Genomic DNA, 19,620 nt, shown 5'->3' on the forward strand with positions numbered 1-19,620 from the left:
ATAGACCCATCTATTCCCACCCCTTTTTTAGGCAATAATCAGACGACTAGCTCTGACTGCAAATAATGCCAAATCAAATTGGCCGTATGTTCAATGGAACTGATATGTGTGCGCTCAAACGCATGAGAGGCGTCAATCCCCGGTCCGATTAATCCATGAACGATATCATACCCGGCCCGGATGGCAGCGGAGGCATCAGATCCATAAAAAGGATATATATCAACACGGTAATCAATATCATGCTCCTGGGCTAATTTGACAAGATGCTGGCGCAGGCCATAATGATAAGGACCGCTTGAATCCTTCGCGCAGATGGATACGCTATACTCGTCCGTTGTTTGGCCGTCTCCAATTGCGCCCATATCCACAGCTAAATACTCAACAGTTTCGTCCGGAATATTAGAGTTTCCGCCATAGCCGATTTCTTCATTATTGGAAATAAGGAAATGGGTAGTGTATGGAAGGGCGATGTTTTGTTCCTTCAGTTGTTTTATCAAGTAGAGTAGGATGCCGACACTCGCTTTGTCATCCAGATGCCTTGACTTTAAGAAGCCGTCCCCAGCAAGCTCTGCCCGAGGCTCAAATGAGACAAAATCACCGACCTCAATACCGAGTGCTTGCGTATCTGATTTTGATTTGGTGATCGCATCAATCCGAACTTCCATATGGTCATCGTCGCGTTTCACTTCACTCATTTTCTGGTAAACGTGGACAGAGGTTTGGTTTAGTAAAATCGTTCCTGTGTACACATTACCGTCTGCTGTATGAATCTTGCAGTATTCTCCCTCACAGGCATTCCAGCGAAAGCCGCCGATCATCGTCAGCTTTAAACGCCCGCTTGGTTTGATTTCCTTGACCATTGCTCCCAAAGTATCCACATGGGCTGTCAGGAAGCGGTGTTTAGAATCATCTTGGCCTTTAATTGTCGCAAGCAAGGCCCCTTTATTCGTCCGTTTGTTTCCAATTCCGCATGTATTCAGAAAGTTCTCTGTATAACGAATGGCCTCTTCCGTATAGCCAGTCGGGCTTGGAATGGAAACCAAATCTTTTATGTAGCCGTATATCTCTTGACCGTCTGCTTTCATTTGTAGACACTCCTCTTATTAGTGAATAGCTCTATTATATACCTCCGTGGAAAAAGGGTACAATAGATGAGAAATTTCTTGCCTTTTTTAGGATATCCATGTAAATTATAGTTAAATGAATATTCAAACAAATCTTATCGCGAGAGACGGAGGGACGGGCCCGATGATGTCTCAGCAACCGCCGATGCATTCGGAAAGGTGCTAAATCCTGCAAGGCATATGCATATTTATGTGCCTCGAGAGATAAGAAGGAGAGTAAAGCTCGATAAGTCTTCTTCTTGGAAGGCTTTTTTATTTTTATTTGGGAGGGGCAGAACAATGACCGCATGGAAGATTGAAACAGTATTAGCCCAAATCGGCAATCGAAGTGAAACACAAACAGGTACGGTGAACACGCCCGTTTATTTCTCGACCGCATACAGGCATGAGGGGATTGGACAATCAACAGGCTATGACTATACCAGGACAGGAAATCCGACCCGAGAGGTTTTGGAAAAGGCCATCGCGGCCCTTGAAGGCGGTGAGCAAGGCTTTGCCTATAGTTCTGGCATGGCAGCCATCCATGCTTTGCTCACATTATTCGAACCGGGTGATGAGATCCTTGTTTCAGCTGATTTATATGGAGGTACATATCGTTTATTCGAAAAAACATGGAAGAAATACGGCATCACTTTTGTTCAATGCCAGTCCTATAGAGATTTTGCTGAATCCATTTCAAGTCAGACAAAAGCCTTTTTTATTGAAACACCGACAAACCCTTTAATGCAGGAAATCGATATCCGGGCAATTGCTGATTTAAGTCAAGAGAATAACCTCCTTTTGATTGTTGATAATACTTTTTACACACCAATCTTGCAGCGTCCGCTTGAACTCGGTGCTGATATTGTTGTTCACAGTGCGACAAAATATATTGCCGGTCATAATGATGTTCTTGCTGGCCTCATTGTCGCAAAGGGAGAGGATGTCTGCCAAAAGCTTGATGAATATCAAAATGCAACAGGGGCCATCCTTTCGCCATTTGATTCCTGGCTTGTCATGAGAGGAATGAAGACATTGAGCCTCCGCATGAAGCAGCATGAGGAGAACGCTGGGAAAATCGCGGCTTTCTTACAGGAGCGGGAGGAGGTCATCGATGTCCTCTATCCGGGAAAAGGCGGCATGATTTCGTTTAGGCTTCAATCTGAGAAATGGGTCAATCACTTCCTGAAAAGCCTTGGTGTCATCACCTTCGCTGAGAGTCTTGGAGGGGTTGAAAGCCTTATGACCTACCCGGCTACACAAACGCATGCCGATATCCCGGAGGAGGTCCGCATAGCAGGTGGTGTTTGTAACCGGCTGCTCCGCTTCTCCGTTGGTATCGAACATGCTGATGATTTAATTGCCGACCTGAAGAACGCCTTTGAAGCGGTTAGCAGCAAACAAGTGCAAGCATAATATCCGTTCAGCCAGTCCATTTTGCAGGGCTGGCTTTTCTTATGGAGTAATGATGGTGATTTTAGGAAAATGTAAGAGATAAGCAGCTTAAAGCTGGCAAGAAGGAAAAAACGGGTGAAGAAGCGGAAATCTTCTGTCTTAAATGGTAGAATAGCTGTAAAATTATTTGTAAAGACATCTCGCATGATTTTTTGTTATGCTGATGACAGTCCAACCATAAATTCAGAGGAGTGATTCGGTTGAAGGCGCTGATTAATATCGATTATACATACGACTTTGTGGCAGATGAGGGAAGATTGACCTGCGGTGAGCCAGGGCAGCGAATTGAGGATTATATTGTTTCATTGACAGAAGAATTCATTAAACGGAAGGATTATGTCGTATTTGCCATTGATGTGCATGAAGAGAATGATCCTTACCACCCGGAAACGAAATTGTTCCCGCCCCATAATATCCGTTTCACTGCTGGCAGAGATTTATTTGGAAATCTGCAAAATGTGTATAATAGGAACAAGGACGAAGACCATGTCCTTTGGATTGACAAGACGCGTTATTCTGCTTTCGCCGGCACGGACCTTGATATCAAGCTTCGTGAGCGGGGAATCACCGAGCTTCATTTAGTCGGGGTTTGTACAGATATTTGTGTCCTCCATACAGCGGTGGATGCTTACAATAAAGGCTACAAGATTATCGTCCATAAAGATGGAGTGGCAAGCTTCAATGAGGCCGGCCATCAATGGGCTCTTGGCCATTTTGAACAAACACTTGGAGCAGATGTTTTATAAATTAAGGAGGAAGCTTGATGAAACACTATCAAGATGACAGCTTTGCGTTACATACAGATCTATACCAAATTAATATGATGGAAACATACTTCCGGGATGGCATCCATAACAGAAAAGCCGTCTTTGACGTTTACTTTAGACGTAACCCATTTGGGAACGGCTATGCCGTTTTTGCAGGACTTGAGCGTGTCATTACGTATATTAAAGAGCTGCGTTTTACAGACACTGATATTGAATATTTACGTAATGAAGTAGGTTATGCTGATGACTTCCTGTCCTACCTTAAGGAACTAAAATTTACAGGAACAATTAGAAGCATGAAGGAAGGGGAGCTCGTATTTGAGAATGAGCCTCTTATGCGTATTGAAGCCCCGCTAGCTCAGGCACAGCTTGTTGAGACGGCTATCCTCAATGTCGTCAACTACCAGACATTGATTGCAACAAAGGCCTCAAGGCTCACCATGGTAGCCGATGGCGATCCATTATTTGAGTTTGGGACAAGAAGAGCTCAGGAAACCGAAGCGGCCATTTGGGGGACACGCGCGGCCTTTATCGGCGGATTCCAAGCGACAAGCAATGTCCGCGCAGGTAAATTATTCGGCATACCAGTCGTAGGAACGCATGCCCATGCCCTTGTCCAAACCTATCGTGACGAATACACAGCCTTCAAGAAATACGCGGAATCCCATTATGACTGCACCTTCCTCGTCGACACCTATGACACATTACGCTCAGGTGTACCGACAGCCATCAAGGTTGCCAAGGAAATGGGTGACAAGATTAAATTCAAAGCCATCCGCCTAGACAGCGGCGACTTAGCTTACCTATCTAAAAAAGCAAGAATCATGCTGGATGAAGCCGGCTATACCGACACGATGATCACCGCCTCTAATGACCTGGATGAAGTAACTATTCTCAACCTGAAAGCCCAAGGTGCCAAAATTGACATGTGGGGAGTCGGTACAAAGCTCATCACTGCTTATGACCAGCCGGCATTAGGTGCTGTTTACAAAATGGTCAGCATTGAAGATGATAACGGAAGAATGGCTGACACCATCAAAATCAGCGGAAACCCTGAAAAAGTTACAACACCAGGGATGAAAAACGTTTACCGTATCATCAACCGTGAAACCAAAAAATCCGAGGGGGACTACATCACCCTAGACGGCGAAAACCCGCAGGAAGAAAAAATATTGACTATGTTCCATCCAGTGCACACCTTCATCTGCAAGGAAGTCACCGACTTCGAAGCCGTGCCGCTGCATGAAACTATTTTCGAAAACGGCGAACTGAAATATAAAACACCAGAGCTCACTGATATCCAGAAATTTGCCCATGATAACCTCTCCTTGCTATGGGATGAATACAAACGTTTCTTGAATCCGGAGAAATACCCGGTTGACCTCAGTCCAAAATGCTGGGAAAACAAGCGTGTCCTTATTCAGGAAGTACAGGATCAGGTTAGACGGAACCGAGAGATTGTTAAGAACTGGGAAAATGAATAGTAAAGGAAGAAGAAGGAGCTGTCAGCCTCCTTCTTTTTTATAAGTGTCAAGATTGTGAATTTTCACTAAATTCGTTTACGCTTTAACGCATTAATGTTAAAATGAAGGTGTTATCGTACGCGATGACCTCCTAAAGGGAAATGTATAGAAGCCGCTCCTGATTGATATGCTGGGGGCGGTGCTTTTTTGTGTGCAAAGAAATCGGAGGTCTTAGTATTTTTATATAATATTAAGGATTTTGCCATTAATAAAGAATCGACTTGGGCTTGTCCAATATTGTAGAAAGATCAATCCTGTTTTAAGCAAAAAAAATCAGTAAAGTCGACTCATAGCAAGGGTTGAAAGCTTGTTGTATAATATTGGAAATAAGGATAAGAAGGTGGGGACATGAATGTTGGTTCGCTGATTAAATATTATCGAACAAAGCAGGGAATGACACAAAGTGAACTGGTGGAAGGCATTTGCTCGGTACCTCATCTTAGCAAAATCGAGAATAATGGGAAGGAGGCGAATGAACAAACCATTGATTTGCTTTTGAATAGGCTTGGCGCGAATTTGAAGGAAGTGCAACAAAAGAATGGGATGATAGAGGAGCTGCTCGATGAGTGGATCCATAATATCAATTATTTGCAGGTAGATAAAGCAAGAGGACTATATGAACGGCTTTCAGAGCTGTCAGGCTTTATTGCTTATACGCCGCATCTCTATTTGTACGAGCTTTATAAGCTAAGGTATTATCTTTTGGTGCGCGAGATTGAGGAGGCGAAGCTGCATTATAAGTGGCTTGAGAAGCATAAGAAGAATTTCTCCTACCAAGAGTTGTACCTATTTCACTACTATCATGCCATTTGTTTGATTGTCCAGAATAAGTATCGTCAAGCGAATGATGTTTTGGATGATTTGGTCCTTTCTCAAGGGGAGGGTGTCAATGCCTCTGGTGATGTGTACTATCATTTGGCTCTCGTCAAATGTCATATTGAACAGCCGGGCTACGCCATTTTTTACGGTAAGCATGCTTTGACCTCTTTTACAGCTGACTATAATATTAAGCGAATGCTCCATACGCTGATGATAATGGGAATCAGTTATACGGATTCTAATATCCATGAGGTGGCGCTGGATTGCTATAAGCATCTCGAACGGAATGCAGAGATTCTTGGAGAAATGGATATGCTGGCACTCACGTATCACAATATCGGGTATTTGAAGCAGAAGATGGGGAATTTGGCAGAAGCACGAGATTACTTCAAGAAGGCATTGGATTCGGGGATAGATGATGCCTACTCGTACATGGTCAGCTTGTATGCCTATGCAGAAACATCTTATTATCTTGAGGATTATGTTGTGGCAAAAGAAAGCTTTGACCAATTAAAAAAGAATGCTGCTCGATCAAACACGAAAATCTATCAAATTCTCCCGAACTATTATTTATACATGATGGAGGGGGAAGAGGAGAGAGCCATTCGATATTTAGAAGATTATACCCTTCCTTTTTTATACGATAAGGAGCTGAGCTTTACAGATATTAGGTCGGTTAATAAAATTTTAGCTGATTATTATAAAAAAGAAGGAAAGTTTAAAGAAGCGCTGCAATATACTTATATGGAATAAGAACATAAGGGGGAGTAGAGATGAACATGAAAGCGCCCATCTTGCCGCCGGTAACTTAAATACATCGTATCTGAATACATGGGAAAAGCCGATTGCATAAGCAGTCGGCTTTTTTATGTATAAATTTTGTTGGGAAAATAAAAAAATGATAGGCACAAACACCTGTTTTGTTTTTGGTCGGGTTGGTACTTCTTCCACGGTGAAAAACAAGAGATTTGTTGAAAAATAATGTAATAAGTAAAAATATGGTAGAAATATGGTGTTATTTATTTGGGAAATTTTAGAACATTTTAACAATTCAATCTATTCATTTTTGAATTATAGTAAAATCGCTCCGTTTCCAAGAAAAAAAATAATCAATATACTAGTTTTACATCAAAGAGAGCCATCAAAAATAAATATGTGAGAGGAGAGGAAACATGAAGTCAAAAAGATTAATCAGTACGGTCGTGTTGAGTTTGGCAATGGTGTTCAGTGGAGCATCCTTCTCATCAGCAGCAGAAATGGGGAAGGCTCCGAAAGAGTCAGTTCAGAAGGAAACAATCCGGGTCCTTATTAAGGGATCTCAAAGTGAACGGGCACAGGCGAAGAAAGATATGGGTGTCCATCATGATTTCAACGGCCAAGGCTTTACAGTCGATGTCTCTGAAAAAGAGTATGAGAAGCTAGTCAAAAATAATGACATCGAAGTCAAGAAAGTACCAGAATTCAAGATTGCCGCGACCAACCAATTAAAGGCAACGTCAAGTCCTACCACTCGCGTACCTTGGGGAATAAAAGCCATTTATAATAATAGTTCACTAACGTCTACTTCGGGTGGTAGCGGCATAAAGGTCGCTGTATTGGATACAGGTGTTCTGAAAACACATAAGGATTTATCGTCCAATGTGGAGCAATGTAAAGATTTTACGACTAGCAGCACATACGTGAATAATTCTTGTGCTGACCGAAATGGACATGGTACACACGTAGCTGGTACCGTTCTTGGTAATGGCGGAGGAGGCACAGGGGTATATGGTGTTGCTCCACAAGCGAAGCTATGGGCCTATAAGGTTCTAACGGACAGCGGCTCTGGATATTCTGATGATATTGCAGCTGCTATCAGACATGCGGCCGACCAAGCCACATCGACAGGTTCGAAGCTGATTATCTCCATGTCACTCGGTTCTAGCGCAAATGATTCCTTGATCTCAAGCGCGGTAACGTATGCACAAGGAAAAGGGGTTCTTATCATTGCGGCTGCAGGCAACAGCGGTTCTGCTGCCAATACAATCGGCTACCCTGGTGCACTTGCGAATGTCGTAGCAGTAGCAGCCCTTGAAAATGTACAAGCTAATGGCACATACCGTGTGGCAAATTATTCTTCCCGCGGAAATCCGAACACAGACGGTGACTATGTAATCGGCGTGAAAGATATTGAAGTCTCTGCTCCTGGTTCAGCTGTTGAATCTACTTGGTATACAGGCGGATACAACACAATCAGCGGTACATCCATGGCAACGCCTCATGTTTCCGGCTTAGCTGCGAAAATCTGGGCGTCTAACACTGGATATACAGCAAACCAAGTTCGCACTGTGCTTCAAAACAGGGCGAAAGCCAATGACATTTTGGGTGGAGTTGGCGCCGCAGTTGGCGATGATTATGCCTCTGGCTTCGGATTCCCTCGAGTCCAATAAAACAATTCGGTTCAAAAGCAGCCTCTCCATGGACGGGAGGCTGCTTGTCACACATTAGGCCGCATCTTGTCTAACAAGAAGAAGCGGCCTTTTTTGTCTAAAAAAATCCCGATAAAGGAATTGGTTGTAATGAAAATATGGTTTCGATTAAAGGAATCGATCAATTTATTTCGTTTACTAGCCAAGAAGGGGTATATATGTCTGTATCAGCTTGGCATTATGGTCATTGCGCTTTGGACGCTGGCCTCTCTTGCCATCACCTATCGCAAGGTCTTTCTCAATCCATTTGAGGCACTGACAGTTAATGAAATGCCGGCAATGGACCAAGGATGGTTTGTCGCCATGATGACCAATATTGTCTCATCAGAGGCAAACCGCATTGTCGGAAAGGGGCTCTTGTTTTTACTGATTTGGATTCTCTTATTTTTATTCATTCCGCTCGCGACCCGGAGCCTGAAAAGATTCCGTCTTTTCCAATTTGAACTTGAACTCGAAGACAGCAATGAAGCAGAAGAATCTGATAATCTGAACATGGAAGAAAGATTCCGTCTGTTAGGAGACCTCTACAGCGATCACAGCAAAGGAACGCTCTTTCTTTTTTATCAAGAGGATGCAGGAAGAGCTGACTATGAAGGTGCCATCGCCTATTTTCTAGAGAAATACGCTGCAGAAGGATTCAAGAAGCAAGGAGTCGGCATCAATTGGGCTTTATACGAGTGGGCTGCCTTACCCGATGAATGGATGCGACTTGCCCAAATCTCAGCCGAAAAAGGAAAACCGTACATGGAGAATCAAGAATCTACAGTAAACTTCAAAAAGAAGAATATTGTGGTTTACACCTACCATCATTTGGATAAATTACTAGTATCTATCCTATGGAGCTATACATGCCGCTTTGACATCATGGATCAACAATATTTATATATCCTGCATCATTCAGCCGCAGCACAGCTCGAAAATATAGAATACGTATGCTGGATTGAACGATTAGTCAGCCAGGAAGCCATGAACGAATGTGCCTACGTAAACACAGAAGGAGTGGATTTACAAGTTGGTGGATAATATCGTCATAAGAGCCAGATTCAGTGCAGAGAAATATAGACAATTAGCGAAAATGTGCCTCGACGGGCCGAACGATGGCATTGTGGAGAATAAGCCAATACTAGAGAGTGGCTGCACAAATGAGAAATTCTATTACAAAATCAAATGAATAAACCTTCTAATCAAAGTGATGATTGGAAGGTTTATTTTTTTGTTTTGACGGGAGGAACGGTCCAGGCTATGTACAGGAAAAGCGGGATAAGTCAGTGTCTCATTCAGGGTGGGTGGGATAAAGGTGGGAGAAAGATGGGGTAAGACACGCAATGCCCATGCTTTCCCCAGGCAACGGGGGTAAAGGGTGGGCCAAGGGTGGACCAAAGGTGGGCATCGTCAGAGAAAGCCCACCCAATGCCCAGGCAACAGTGGCAAAGGGTGGGCCAAGGGTGGACCAAAGGTGGGCATCGCCAGAGAAAGCCCGCCCAATACCCAGGCAACGGGGGTAAAGAGTGGGCCAAGGGTGGACGCAAGATGGGCATCGTCAGAGAAAGCCCACCCAATACCCAGGCAACGGTGGTAAAGGGTGGGCCAAGGGTGGACGAAAGGTGGGCATCGTCAGAGAAAGCCCACCCAATGCCCAGGCAACGGTGGTAAAGGGTGGGCCAAGGGTGGACGAAAGGTGGGCATCGCCAGAGAAAGCCCACCCAATGCCCAGGCAACGGTGGTAAAGGGTGGGCCAAGGGTGGACGAAAGGTGGGCATCGTCAGAGAAAGCCCGCCCAATGCCCAGGCAATGGTGGTAAAGGGTGGACAACAGAGTAGCCAAAAACAAAAAAGCATCGCCCAAATTTCGGGCAATGCTTTTTTCATTGAACCTGGTCTTTCCAGACTGGCTTGGTTGTTTTTATCTCGGTTGTTCGCCCGTGTGCGAAGTAGTACATTACAATTCCGACAATGGCGATTGCCCCCATTGTGAAGTATAACCCGCGGTAGCCGAAGTGCGGGATGTAGAGTCCTTGCAGGAATGGTCCGGTGCCGATGCCGATGTCATACATGACGAAAAAGGTTGATGTAGCAAGGCCGATTCGGTGTGGCGGTGCTTCTTTAATGGCAATTGTCTGGGCGCTTGATTGAAAGGTGCCCAGGCCGATGCCCATGATGGCTCCTGCAAAGAGCAGCATGGCGCTGTTCATTGTACCGCCGAGTAATAATAGGCTGGCGGCATATAATAATAGCGAAGGGTAGATGACGAAGTTCTCCCCGCGTATGTCAAACCAGCGGCCGGTGAATGGTCTTGTGATCAGCAGGCAAGCTGCATAGATGACAAAGAAAAAGCTTGCGGCGCCTGCTAAGTTGATTTCCGCCGAAAATGATGTCATGTGAGACAGGACACTTGAATACGTAAAGCCGATGACTCCTGCTGTGATGGAGATCGGGATAGCGGAGAATTCAAAGTAGTCGCGAAGCTTATTGCTTTTCAGGCTTTCCATCTGTTCCTTGGTGAGAGCGGGCTGCTTGTACGTCAAAAGGATAGAGGCCAGCAGGCTGAAGAAGGCAAATACTACACTCACGGTGAAGACCATAGTGTATTCATAGGCATTGCTGATATAGAGCCCGATAAAGGGGCCAATAGCCATGGCGATATTTGTGCTGATAGCAAAATAGCCCATCCCTTCCCCTCTTCTGGATGGGGGAATAATCTCAGCGACAATGGTGCCGGTTGCGGTGGAAGAGACGCCAAATGCCGCGCCGTGAATCAGTCTTAAGCCTAACAGGAGGATCAAGTTATCAGCGGCAAAATATAAAAGGGTTGACGCAAAGAATACGCAAAGGCTTGCGACAAGCATTTTCTTCGGACCAATAAGGGCAAGTTTTTTTCCGGCCAGCGGACGTACTAAGACGGCTCCGATGACAAATATACTTGAAGCGAGCCCGGCGATGCTGGCACTTGTATGGAACTTGTCCATTGTATAGACCGTAAGTGTGACCATCAGGCTGTAAAAGCATAGGAAGATAAATAAGTTTGTTGAGGCGACGAGCAGGAAGTCCTTCGTCCAAAGTTTGGGTCTAGTCATGCGGGTTCACATCCTCTTGTTGTAGCTGTTTTTGCATTTTTTTAAGTACATTCATGGCGATGTCCAATTCTTCCTCCGTTACATCGGCAATGACGGTTTTCTCGTAATCCATGGTCGTTTTCTTGCAGAGCTCGTACATTTCTTGACCGGCCTTTGTCAGGTCAATCCTCTTCAGCCGTTTATCCGTCGATTCAAGCTGCTCAATCAGCTTCCGTTCTTCAAGTCGGCTAACGGTGCGGGTGACGGTCGGTTTCTCAACGTTCAAGTATTGGACGATTTCACTCAAGGATGCCGGGCCATTCTTCTTTAAGAAATGAATAATAGCCCATTGTGAATGAAACATGGCATGGGCTGCAAGATGTTCATTTAAGTTTTTCGTAAAGGATCGAGATACCTGTAAATATTGATGGAAGAAGTGCTGGGAATCTGTCATAAGTTCACCGCCTTTTAGTTACCTAGGTAACTATACTCCTCTATCGAATAAAAATCCAGTCTATTGTTTAAAAAAGGATAAATAGGAGCGAAAGGTACCCCTCGACAGTGTAAAAAGTTAAGGGATAGGATGTTATTTTTCCTGCATTTGGGTATAGAGTGATATATTTGTTTCTGTGAAAACATTATAAATAGGATAAGGGGCAGTAATATGAGAGAATTATTCACCATGTTAAAAAAAGGAAATGTAAGTGCGTTTATGGCGGCAATTGTTAACTTCATCATCTCCGTTATTAAAGGAACGGCCTACATTTTTACCGGAAATGTGGCATTGTTTGCAGAGACGCTTCACAGCTTAGGAGATGCCGCTAATCAATTTTTCGTATTCATCGGTTCTGCCCTTTCGAAAAAGGCACCGACAGGGAGATTTCCCAATGGATTTGGGCGTCTGGTCAATTTAGTGCTTCTTGGTGCCGTTCTAATTGTAGGGATCATGTCTTATGAAACGATTAAAGAAGGATACCTTCATATTATCGATCCGACAGAATCTAGTTATTTTCTTGTCAGTTTAGGGGTCTTGTTCATCAGCGTCGTTCTTGAGTCTTTCGTTCTGTTGAAGGCGATGCGCGAGATTATGCATGAGACCGGTGAAGAGGTACAGGGGATTTCGTATATTTACAAGAGCTTTAGCAGGTTCAAGGATGCTAAACCAGCTACAAGGCTTGTTTTTCTAGAGGATTTGGTCGCAACAAGCGGCGGTCTTTTGGCCATTATTGCTATCATCATTTCACACTATACTCCGTTTCATGCAGCAGAGGGTCTGGCCTCCATCATGATTGGGCTTCTTATGCTGATTGTTGTCGGGAAGGTTTTCCTTGATAATGCTGCGGGTGCGCTCGGTGAGGCAGATGAGGTGATGGAGCAATATATAGGGGATAAGGTAATCAATGAACAGGGTATCAGAGATGTACAGGATGTTGTGGTCATCAAAGAGGGCGAGGATTTCCATGTGGAAGTCAGCGTAGAGATTGATCCTAGTATGACCGTGGCAGAAATGGATGATATTAAAGATCGTTTGAAGGAAAAGCTTCTTCAGGAAAAAGGCGTTGTAGATGTATTGGTTGATTTTGATGAGGATGATGGAGTCCGTACATGGAAGAAATCGAGTAAACCGCTTGAAGAAATCTATGAGAAATAACGATAAATCATTTTTGGCAGATATATGAGGGCTTCCTATTTCATATGTCTGCCGTATGTATGACAGGAGGTTAGAGCTTTTGGGGAAGAAGAAAAAGGCGTTGATTATTGGGGCCACAGGTTTGGTGGGGAATGAACTTTTACATAGATTGCTTGATTCAGATTTGTATGGCCACGTAACCGCACTCGTCCGTCGTCCGATGGGTCTTGCGAATCCAAAGCTCCATGAGCGAATCATTGATTTTGACAATATGGAGTCAATGGCGAGTGAATTTGCAGTAGATGAGGTGTTTTGCTGCCTCGGCACTACCATCAAGAAGGCCGGATCAAAGGAGGCTTTTCGGAAGGTCGATTATGAGTATCCATTAAAGGCAGCTGAGTTAGCGAAGGCACAAGGAGTGAGTCAATACTTGGTCATTTCAGCCATTGGGGCAAATCCTGAGACAAAGGTTTTCTATTCAAGGGTGAAGGGGGAGCTTGAGAGTGCTTTAATTACTCTGCAATTTGATTCCTTGCAGCTCATACATCCTTCCTTGCTTCTTGGAAAAAGAGATGAATTCCGTACAGCAGAAGCATTGAGCGGATGGTTAAGCCCTGTGTTTTCCCCTCTTCTACGAGGAAGGCTTGCTAGATTTAAGCCGATTAAGGCAGAGGAAGTTGCAGCAGCTATGGTTCAAATCGCTGCTGATAGTGAAAAAGGAACTAATATATATGAATGGCCGGAGCTTCATGAAGCGGCAAAGAGAAACCCATAAGAAAGGCACGAATGCAGATGGAGCATTCGTGCCTTTTTAAAGGCTATAATTCCGGCATATCCAATCGATACAGGCTCTGATAGGTCTCATTTGTTTGCATGAGCTCTGTATGTGAGCCATCCATGCTGATTGTACCATCTTCAAGGAAAAGGATACGATCCATGCTCTCAGCCCCTGCCAGATGGTGGGTAATCCAAATGATGGTTTTCGCTCGAAGGGTATCAAAGATCGTCTTCAATAGCTGCCTTTCTGTTAGGGCATCGAGTCCAACTGTCGGTTCATCCAGGATAACGATTGGTGTATTCTGAAGAAGAATGCGGGCAAGCGCAATTCGCTGTCTTTCTCCCCCGGAAAACCGGCTGCCAAGCTCATGCATTCTTGTCTCATATCCTTTAGGCAGGGAAGAGATATAGTCATGTATATGAACTTGTTTAGCTGCCTCAATGACTTCCTCATCCGTAGCACCGGGATTGCCAAGGCGGATGTTATTCATGACGGTTGTATCGAATAAATGCGGTTTTTGCTGTAAGACTGACACAACACTTGAGAGATCTCCAAGCTCGTTGACTGGCTGACCACCAAGTGTGATGATCCCTTTTTGCGGTGCATAGGCCGCTAAAATTAATTTGGCTAATGTACTTTTGCCTGTTCCGCTCTTCCCAAGCAAAGCGACTTTTTCTCCTGCTTGAATAAAAAGGGATAAATTCCTTAAGACAGGTAAAGCACCATTGTCATAGGAGAAGGTGACATCATGAAACTGAATAGGTAAAGAATTTGCCTCTTTCAGTGTACTGCTCTTCACTTGATCATGAGTTTCTGCCGGCTTCTGCTCCTGCAGGGCATTCATCCTGTCTAAAGAGCTTTGATAGCTCGGAATTTGACTGACCGCATCAGAAAGCGGAGCGAATGCATCAATGAGCGGGAAGACGACCAGGACAAAGGCGGCAATCCAGCTTGGCTCAAATCGGCCAGCTTCAACGCTCAAGGAAATCCAGCAGGCCATCCCAATAATAATGATGAGGATGACAAGGTGAAAAAGAAGGTTGCGGCTGCGCTGAAATTTCGTAAGCTGGGCTTCAATCTCATCCATTTTTCTTTCATCCTGTTCATACCGTTGAATGAAATCAGCCTGTCTGCCGCTGATCATCCAGTCTCCTGCACCCATGACAGCATCGGTCAATAATTGATAGAGACCATTTCTGGCGTCCTTCATTTTCGCATGACGGGCATGTGTGGCCAGAAGGGAGACAAGCGGGAATAGGATGACTAGGACAAATAGCAACAGCAGCATAAATAAAGCGAATGGGATGGAGAAATAGCCAAGCCCTAATACAATCATGACATACAACAACACACTGATCACGGCTGGGAAAATCGTTTTGATATAGACATCCTGTAAATGTTCAATATCATCTGCAAGCACGCCCAGCAGGTCGCCAGTCTTGAAGCGGGAACGGAAATCCAGGGCATTTGGTTCCAGTGCTTTATAGAGACGGACGCGCATACGGGAGAGTATCTTCAAAACCATACTATGGCCGCTCAATCGCTCTGCATAGCGGAATGCAGGGCGTGATACCCCAAACAGCCTGACAAGCACGATTGGTACATAAACCAAGAGAATATTCTCAGGAAGGGTTGCAGATTCTGAAATTAAATAGCCTGATGTAAACATAAGGGCACCCGCGCTGAAGAATGTTCCTGTTCCAAGAATAAGTACTAGCGCAAGGAGCCCTTTATTCTCGCTCAAATAGGGGCGAATCCATGAATTTTTCATAATCGCTAGCGGGGATAATGTCTTTTTCATTTAATCGCCTCCATCTTGCCGCTTTGTATCTGTACTAATTGATAATAATGTCCACGCTGCGCCATTAAGTCCTCGTGTGTTCCTGTCTCTACAATTTTTCCTTTGTCCAATACGATAATTTGGTCCATATCCTTCATCCAATGAAGTCTGTGAGTAGCAAAGAATACGAGGTGGTCATCAAAGAGTGGCAGCATATTGGCCTTTAATTCATACTCTGTTTCAATGTCTAAGTGAGCCGTTGGTTCATCGAAAAGGAGAATCTTACGGCTTGTGTCAAGGAAAGCGCGGGCTAGGGCAATCCGTTGTTCCTGACCGCCGCTGAGCATGCGTGCTCCTTCGCCGATTTTCTCTTCTAGACCATTTGGCAGGGAATCAATGATTTCCCGAAGTCCTGCCTGATTGATGGCGGACTGTAAAGCTTCCTCGCTTGCTCCCGGCGTATAGAAGAGAATATTATTCCGCACTGTGTCATTGAACAGATAAGGGTGCTGCGGAATATAGAGAATCTGCTCCTGCCAGGAAGAATCATGGAAACCGCCCATAGTCTCTCCATTCCGATTCACTGTACAGCTGCTTGGAGCGAGGAAACCGCCTAGAACATCAATGAAGGTTGACTTGCCGGCACCGCTTGCTCCAATGATGCCAATCTTCCCATAGCCCTTCCAGGAATAGGAGATATTTTGAAGAGATGGGCGGCTTGCTTCTTCATGAACGACCGTCAAATCAGTGAAGGATAGGATATCTGCAGATGACCAGGAAGAAGCACTTTTCGTATCTTGCTCCTTCACCTCGGTCGGAATCGCCAATATATGTCCGATGGCTCCCATGCTGTTTTTGCCGTCTAGGGTGGCATGGTAGTCTGTTCCGAAATCTCGGATAGGCAGGAAATATTCCGGTGCCAAAATCAGGATGGTCAGTGCAGGTCCCAGCAAAATCGCACCTTCCATTAGATTTAAACCAAGGAACAGGGCAACAATCGCAATGGATAGGGAGGTGAAGAAATCAAGGGCAAAGGTAGACAGGAAGGCGACACGTAAAGTACTCATCGTTGCTTTGCGATATCGTTCACTGACTGTTCCGATATTCTTGTCGTAATCCTTGCTCAAGCCGAGAAGCTTCAGCGTTTCAAGTCCTCTTAATGAATCAACGAAGTGATTGGAGAGAACCTGATAGGATTCATACTGTTTATCCGCCTTCCTCTTCGCGGCAATTCCGAGCATGGCCATGAAGAAGAACAGGATTGGAAGTACAAGAATGACAATACCAGCGGAGGAGGGGTTTAATGTGAACATATAGATGACAATCATCGCGGGTATTAACAGCATATTCATCATTTTAGGAAGAAATAGCTTCAGGTATGTCTCCACTTGAGTGACCCCTTCAAGTGCCATTGTCACCAGGTTCCCTGTTCCTTCCTTCTGTGTGAATTTAGGCCCGAGACTGAAAATCTTATCAAGTAATTCCCGGCGAATGGCCGTTCCGGAATCAGATGCGAAGCGTTCCATCCATTTATCGCGGAAAAAGACCATGACCTGTCTTGCTAAATAAGCAGACGCAAATAAAAGGAAGGGAAGGAACTGATCGCTCAGTTTCTCCCCGTTGAAAAGATTCGTGATTGCACGCGAAAGCATAACGGCTTGCATAATGATGGCAGCTCCCTGCAGGAGGGAGAGGGCAAAGAGGAAGACGAATGTCCCTTTAATGCCCTTTAAGTTAAGAATGTCTCTTGTAATCATTCATGACCCACCGGTTCAGAATCAGAAACCCGCTTTCTGAATACATAATAGCTCCAAATTTGATAGCCAAGCACGAATGGCAGCAGCGTAAGGGAAACGATTGTCATGACCTTAAGCGTATAAGGGCTGCTGGATGCATTTATGATGGTCAAGTTGAAGTCAGAACTGATTGAGCTGATCATAACACGCGGGAACAGCCCGACAAACAGCATTGTGACTGTGAATAGAATGGTGCCTGTTGTCATGGTGAAGGCCCAGCCTTCCATTCTTTTGCCTGTGAAGAAGTAGGCAAAAGCCGTTGTAAGAACAGCACCGAATAAAAATAGCGGTGTAGCAACAGGGCGTGCCTCAAATAGGTCTGTGCTGAAATAAGTCAATACCGCAAAGGCAATCAAGCCAACTAACAAAAGAATGTACATCTTTGTGAGCATTTCCTGCGCACGTTTACGGATTGGTCCTTCTGTCCGCAGTCCGATATACGTAAGGCCATGTACGAAGCAGAGAACAACCATAGCAATGCCGCCAACGATGGAGTACAGATTAAAGTAATCGGTGAAACCGGCATACATATTGGCGGAAGCGTCGATTGGCATGCCGCGCACTAAGCTTGTGAATAAGACACCTAGCACAAAGGCAGGGACAATGCTTCCGATGAAAATCATCCAATCCCATAAATTCGTCCATTTTGTATGAACCTTATGGCGGAATTCAAACGCTACTCCCCGGACAATCAAGGCGAGAAGGAATAATACAAATGGCAGGTAATACCCGCTGAACATTGTCGCATACCATTCAGGGAATGCGGCGAAAATGGCACCTCCGGCTGTGATAAGCCATACCTCATTGGCATCCCAGAAAGGACCGATTGTTGTCACAAGCTGGTCACGCTCTCTTTGGTCACGGGCTAGGAAGCGAGTTGACATCCCAACCCCGAAGTCAAATCCTTCGAGAATGAAGAAACCAATAAACAAAACCGCTACAAGTAAGAACCATAACTCATTTAAGCTCATTGTCCAAAGGCCTCCTTATTAAATAAATCTACATCCGGTTTTTCCGGAGCATCCTTCTGAGGTCCTTTTTTGACCTGTTTCACAATCAAGGTAATTAAGACAACCGCAAGAATGGTATAAGCCCCAAGGAAGGCGATGATAGAAATCCATAAATCCGTTGCCGTGACATTCGGTGAAACAGACTGGGCTGTCGTAAATAATCCCATAACTGTCCATGGCTGGCGGCCAATCTCAGTCATGATCCAGCCGGCAGTATTGGCAATGAACGGCAAGCAGATGGCTCCAAGCATGATTTTCAAGTACCAGGCATTCTCCATCAGGGTTTTTCTCTTAATTAAGAACAATCCAATCAAGGATAGAAGAATCATGATTCCCCCGCCAAAGGTCATAATGCGGAAGCTCCAATAGACAGGCTCTACAGGCGGGATATAATCTCCTTCGCCGTATAGTTCCGTATATTGCTCTTGAAGTGTGTTCATTCCTTCAATCGATCCGGAGAAGCTATTATAAGATAGGAGACTTAATAAATAAGGTATTTCAACAGACCAATTATTCGTCTTATTCTCTTCGTCAATATCAGCGATTAAGGACCAGCTGGCCGGGTCACCGCTGTCCTCCCATAATCCTTCACTCGCTGCCATTTTCATAGGCTGAGAGGAAACCAGATGCTGTGCCTGCCAGTGACCAGTAAAGGCAATGCCAAGTCCGGCAACAATGCCAAGAACGGTAGCAATGGTAAAAGAACGTTTGAATAATTCGATATCCTTCTTCTTCATGAGCTTGTAGGCACTGATACCGCCGACCACAAATGCCCCGGTCGCGAAAGCACCGAAAATCGTGTGAGGGAATTCTACGAGCAATTGTGGATTTGTCAAAAAGGCCCAAATATCCACTAATGTTGCTTTGCCTTCAACGACAGCGATTCCAACAGGCTCCTGCATGAAGGAGTTCGCAGCCAGAATCCATAGGGCAGAGAGCATCGTGCCAATGGATACAAGCCAGATGGAGAGAAGATGAACCCATCTTGGCAGACGATTACGTCCGAACATCCAAACTCCAATAAAGGTCGATTCCATGAAGAAGGCTAAGAGTGCTTCAATGGCGAGAGGTACACCAAATACATCACCGACAAATCGAGAATATTCGGACCAGTTCATCCCAAATTGGAATTCCTGGATAATTCCTGTTACAACACCGACCGCAAAGGCGATGAGGAAGATGTTTCCCCAGAATTTCGCCATGTCTAGGTAGATTTCTTTCTTCTTAAAGAAATACATTGTTTCCATAATGGCTACCAAGAAGACGAGCCCGATAGAAAGCGGCACGAAAAGGAAATGATAGATCGTCGTAGCAGCATATTGGAAACGAGCTAAATCAAGAATTTCCATAAAATCATTCACACCTTTCAAAATTAACTATGTAATGTTCATGTGTTCACAATATCTTCAAAAAAAAACCAATGTATACGAAGAGAAGGA

General features: G+C 44.7%; 16 protein-coding genes and 1 riboswitch. Of the genes, 9 read left to right on the forward strand and 7 right to left on the reverse strand.

From position 1 onward, the window contains the following. Positions 1-38: 38 nt before the first annotated feature. Entirely contained in the window at positions 39-1,085 is a 1,047-nt protein-coding gene (locus AC622_RS06055; RefSeq protein WP_049670244.1) for a M42 family metallopeptidase, read from the reverse strand. A 131-nt stretch (positions 1,086-1,216) separates the two neighbouring features. Next, positions 1,217-1,335, forward strand: a riboswitch (SAM riboswitch). 68 nt (positions 1,336-1,403) lie between these two features. Here AC622_RS06055 and AC622_RS06060 point away from each other — a divergent pair. From AC622_RS06060 to AC622_RS20960, 7 genes are all read left to right on the forward strand, one after another. Continuing rightward, a complete protein-coding gene (locus AC622_RS06060; protein WP_049670245.1) occupies positions 1,404-2,519 on the forward strand; it encodes a methionine biosynthesis PLP-dependent protein in 1,116 nt (371 codons plus the stop codon). 233 nt (positions 2,520-2,752) lie between these two features. Beyond that, a complete protein-coding gene (locus AC622_RS06065) occupies positions 2,753-3,304 on the forward strand; it encodes a cysteine hydrolase family protein (RefSeq protein ID WP_439802926.1) in 552 nt (183 codons plus the stop codon). Between the two features lie 17 nt (positions 3,305-3,321). Next, complete coding sequence (locus AC622_RS06070) at positions 3,322-4,809, forward strand: nicotinate phosphoribosyltransferase (RefSeq protein WP_442853801.1); 1,488 nt, start codon at positions 3,322-3,324, stop codon at positions 4,807-4,809. A gap of 387 nt (positions 4,810-5,196) precedes the next feature. After that, positions 5,197-6,420, forward strand: coding sequence for a helix-turn-helix domain-containing protein (locus AC622_RS06075; RefSeq protein WP_049670248.1), 1,224 nt, complete (start codon positions 5,197-5,199; stop codon positions 6,418-6,420). Between the two features lie 419 nt (positions 6,421-6,839). Beyond that, positions 6,840-8,096 (forward strand): S8 family peptidase, encoded by a 1,257-nt coding sequence (locus AC622_RS06080; RefSeq protein WP_049670249.1) that lies wholly within the window; start codon positions 6,840-6,842, stop codon positions 8,094-8,096. Between the two features lie 129 nt (positions 8,097-8,225). After that, positions 8,226-9,158 carry a hypothetical protein gene (locus AC622_RS06085; RefSeq protein WP_156185568.1) on the forward strand — a complete coding sequence of 311 codons (933 nt, stop codon included), beginning with the start codon at positions 8,226-8,228 and terminating at the stop codon, positions 9,156-9,158. Further along, on the forward strand, positions 9,148-9,306 hold the full coding sequence (locus AC622_RS20960) for a hypothetical protein (protein ID WP_156185569.1): 159 nt from the start codon (positions 9,148-9,150) through the stop codon (positions 9,304-9,306). Before AC622_RS06085 ends, AC622_RS20960 begins: the two co-directional genes overlap by 11 nt. A gap of 693 nt (positions 9,307-9,999) precedes the next feature. On the opposite strand, the gene AC622_RS06095 is transcribed toward AC622_RS20960, so the two are convergent. Both AC622_RS06095 and AC622_RS06100 read right to left on the reverse strand, forming a co-directional pair. Beyond that, positions 10,000-11,208 carry an MFS transporter gene (locus AC622_RS06095; RefSeq protein ID WP_049670252.1) on the reverse strand — a complete coding sequence of 403 codons (1,209 nt, stop codon included), beginning with the start codon at positions 11,206-11,208 and terminating at the stop codon, positions 10,000-10,002. Continuing rightward, positions 11,201-11,641, reverse strand: coding sequence for a MarR family winged helix-turn-helix transcriptional regulator (locus AC622_RS06100; RefSeq protein WP_049670253.1), 441 nt, complete (start codon positions 11,639-11,641; stop codon positions 11,201-11,203). The genes AC622_RS06095 and AC622_RS06100 overlap by 8 nt, the downstream gene beginning before the upstream one ends. A 210-nt stretch (positions 11,642-11,851) precedes the next feature. Here AC622_RS06100 and AC622_RS06105 point away from each other — a divergent pair, with 210 nt between their 5' ends. Beyond that, entirely contained in the window at positions 11,852-12,838 is a 987-nt protein-coding gene (locus tag AC622_RS06105) for a cation diffusion facilitator family transporter (protein ID WP_049670254.1), read from the forward strand. A 79-nt stretch (positions 12,839-12,917) separates the two neighbouring features. Next, positions 12,918-13,592, forward strand: a complete 675-nt coding sequence (locus AC622_RS06110) for an oxidoreductase (protein ID WP_231589486.1) — start codon at positions 12,918-12,920, stop codon at positions 13,590-13,592. 43 nt (positions 13,593-13,635) lie between these two features. Here the strand turns inward: AC622_RS06110 and cydC are convergent, their stop codons facing one another. The 4 genes from cydC to AC622_RS06130 are packed head-to-tail and all read right to left on the reverse strand — an operon-like array spanning position 13,636 to position 19,530. Continuing rightward, positions 13,636-15,396, reverse strand: a complete 1,761-nt coding sequence (gene cydC, locus AC622_RS06115) for a thiol reductant ABC exporter subunit CydC (RefSeq protein WP_442853802.1) — start codon at positions 15,394-15,396, stop codon at positions 13,636-13,638. Beyond that, positions 15,393-17,129 (reverse strand): thiol reductant ABC exporter subunit CydD, encoded by a 1,737-nt coding sequence (gene cydD, locus AC622_RS06120; protein WP_231589588.1) that lies wholly within the window; start codon positions 17,127-17,129, stop codon positions 15,393-15,395. The genes cydC and cydD overlap by 4 nt, the downstream gene beginning before the upstream one ends. Next, positions 17,129-18,142, reverse strand: a complete 1,014-nt coding sequence (gene cydB, locus AC622_RS06125) for a cytochrome d ubiquinol oxidase subunit II (protein ID WP_049670257.1) — start codon at positions 18,140-18,142, stop codon at positions 17,129-17,131. Before cydB ends, cydD begins: the two co-directional genes overlap by 1 nt. After that, positions 18,139-19,530 carry a cytochrome ubiquinol oxidase subunit I gene (locus AC622_RS06130; RefSeq protein ID WP_049670258.1) on the reverse strand — a complete coding sequence of 464 codons (1,392 nt, stop codon included), beginning with the start codon at positions 19,528-19,530 and terminating at the stop codon, positions 18,139-18,141. The genes cydB and AC622_RS06130 overlap by 4 nt, the downstream gene beginning before the upstream one ends. Positions 19,531-19,620: the final 90 nt, after the last annotated feature.

The organism is Bacillus sp. FJAT-27916, assembly GCF_001183965.1.
Lineage (GTDB): Bacteria > Bacillota > Bacilli > Bacillales > Pradoshiaceae > Pradoshia.

What these genes read in the sequence shown, in the direction of transcription:
- AC622_RS06080 (WP_049670249.1), top strand. Translation starts at nt 6,840, where the DNA reads ATGAAGTCAAAAAGATTAATCAGTACGGTCGTGTTGAGTTTGGCAATG.
- AC622_RS06070 (WP_442853801.1), top strand. Translation starts at nt 3,322, where the DNA reads ATGAAACACTATCAAGATGACAGCTTTGCGTTACATACAGATCTATAC.
- AC622_RS06105 (WP_049670254.1), top strand. Translation starts at nt 11,852, where the DNA reads ATGAGAGAATTATTCACCATGTTAAAAAAAGGAAATGTAAGTGCGTTT.
- AC622_RS06095 (WP_049670252.1), bottom strand. Translation starts at nt 11,208, where the DNA reads ATGACTAGACCCAAACTTTGGACGAAGGACTTCCTGCTCGTCGCCTCA.
- AC622_RS06130 (WP_049670258.1), bottom strand. Translation starts at nt 19,530, where the DNA reads ATGGAAATTCTTGATTTAGCTCGTTTCCAATATGCTGCTACGACGATC.
- AC622_RS06100 (WP_049670253.1), bottom strand. Translation starts at nt 11,641, where the DNA reads ATGACAGATTCCCAGCACTTCTTCCATCAATATTTACAGGTATCTCGA.
- AC622_RS06055 (WP_049670244.1), bottom strand. Translation starts at nt 1,085, where the DNA reads ATGAAAGCAGACGGTCAAGAGATATACGGCTACATAAAAGATTTGGTT.
- cydC (WP_442853802.1), bottom strand. Translation starts at nt 15,396, where the DNA reads ATGAAAAAGACATTATCCCCGCTAGCGATTATGAAAAATTCATGGATT.
- cydB (WP_049670257.1), bottom strand. Translation starts at nt 18,142, where the DNA reads ATGAGCTTAAATGAGTTATGGTTCTTACTTGTAGCGGTTTTGTTTATT.
- AC622_RS06085 (WP_156185568.1), top strand. Translation starts at nt 8,226, where the DNA reads ATGAAAATATGGTTTCGATTAAAGGAATCGATCAATTTATTTCGTTTA.
- AC622_RS06075 (WP_049670248.1), top strand. Translation starts at nt 5,197, where the DNA reads ATGAATGTTGGTTCGCTGATTAAATATTATCGAACAAAGCAGGGAATG.
- AC622_RS06060 (WP_049670245.1), top strand. Translation starts at nt 1,404, where the DNA reads ATGACCGCATGGAAGATTGAAACAGTATTAGCCCAAATCGGCAATCGA.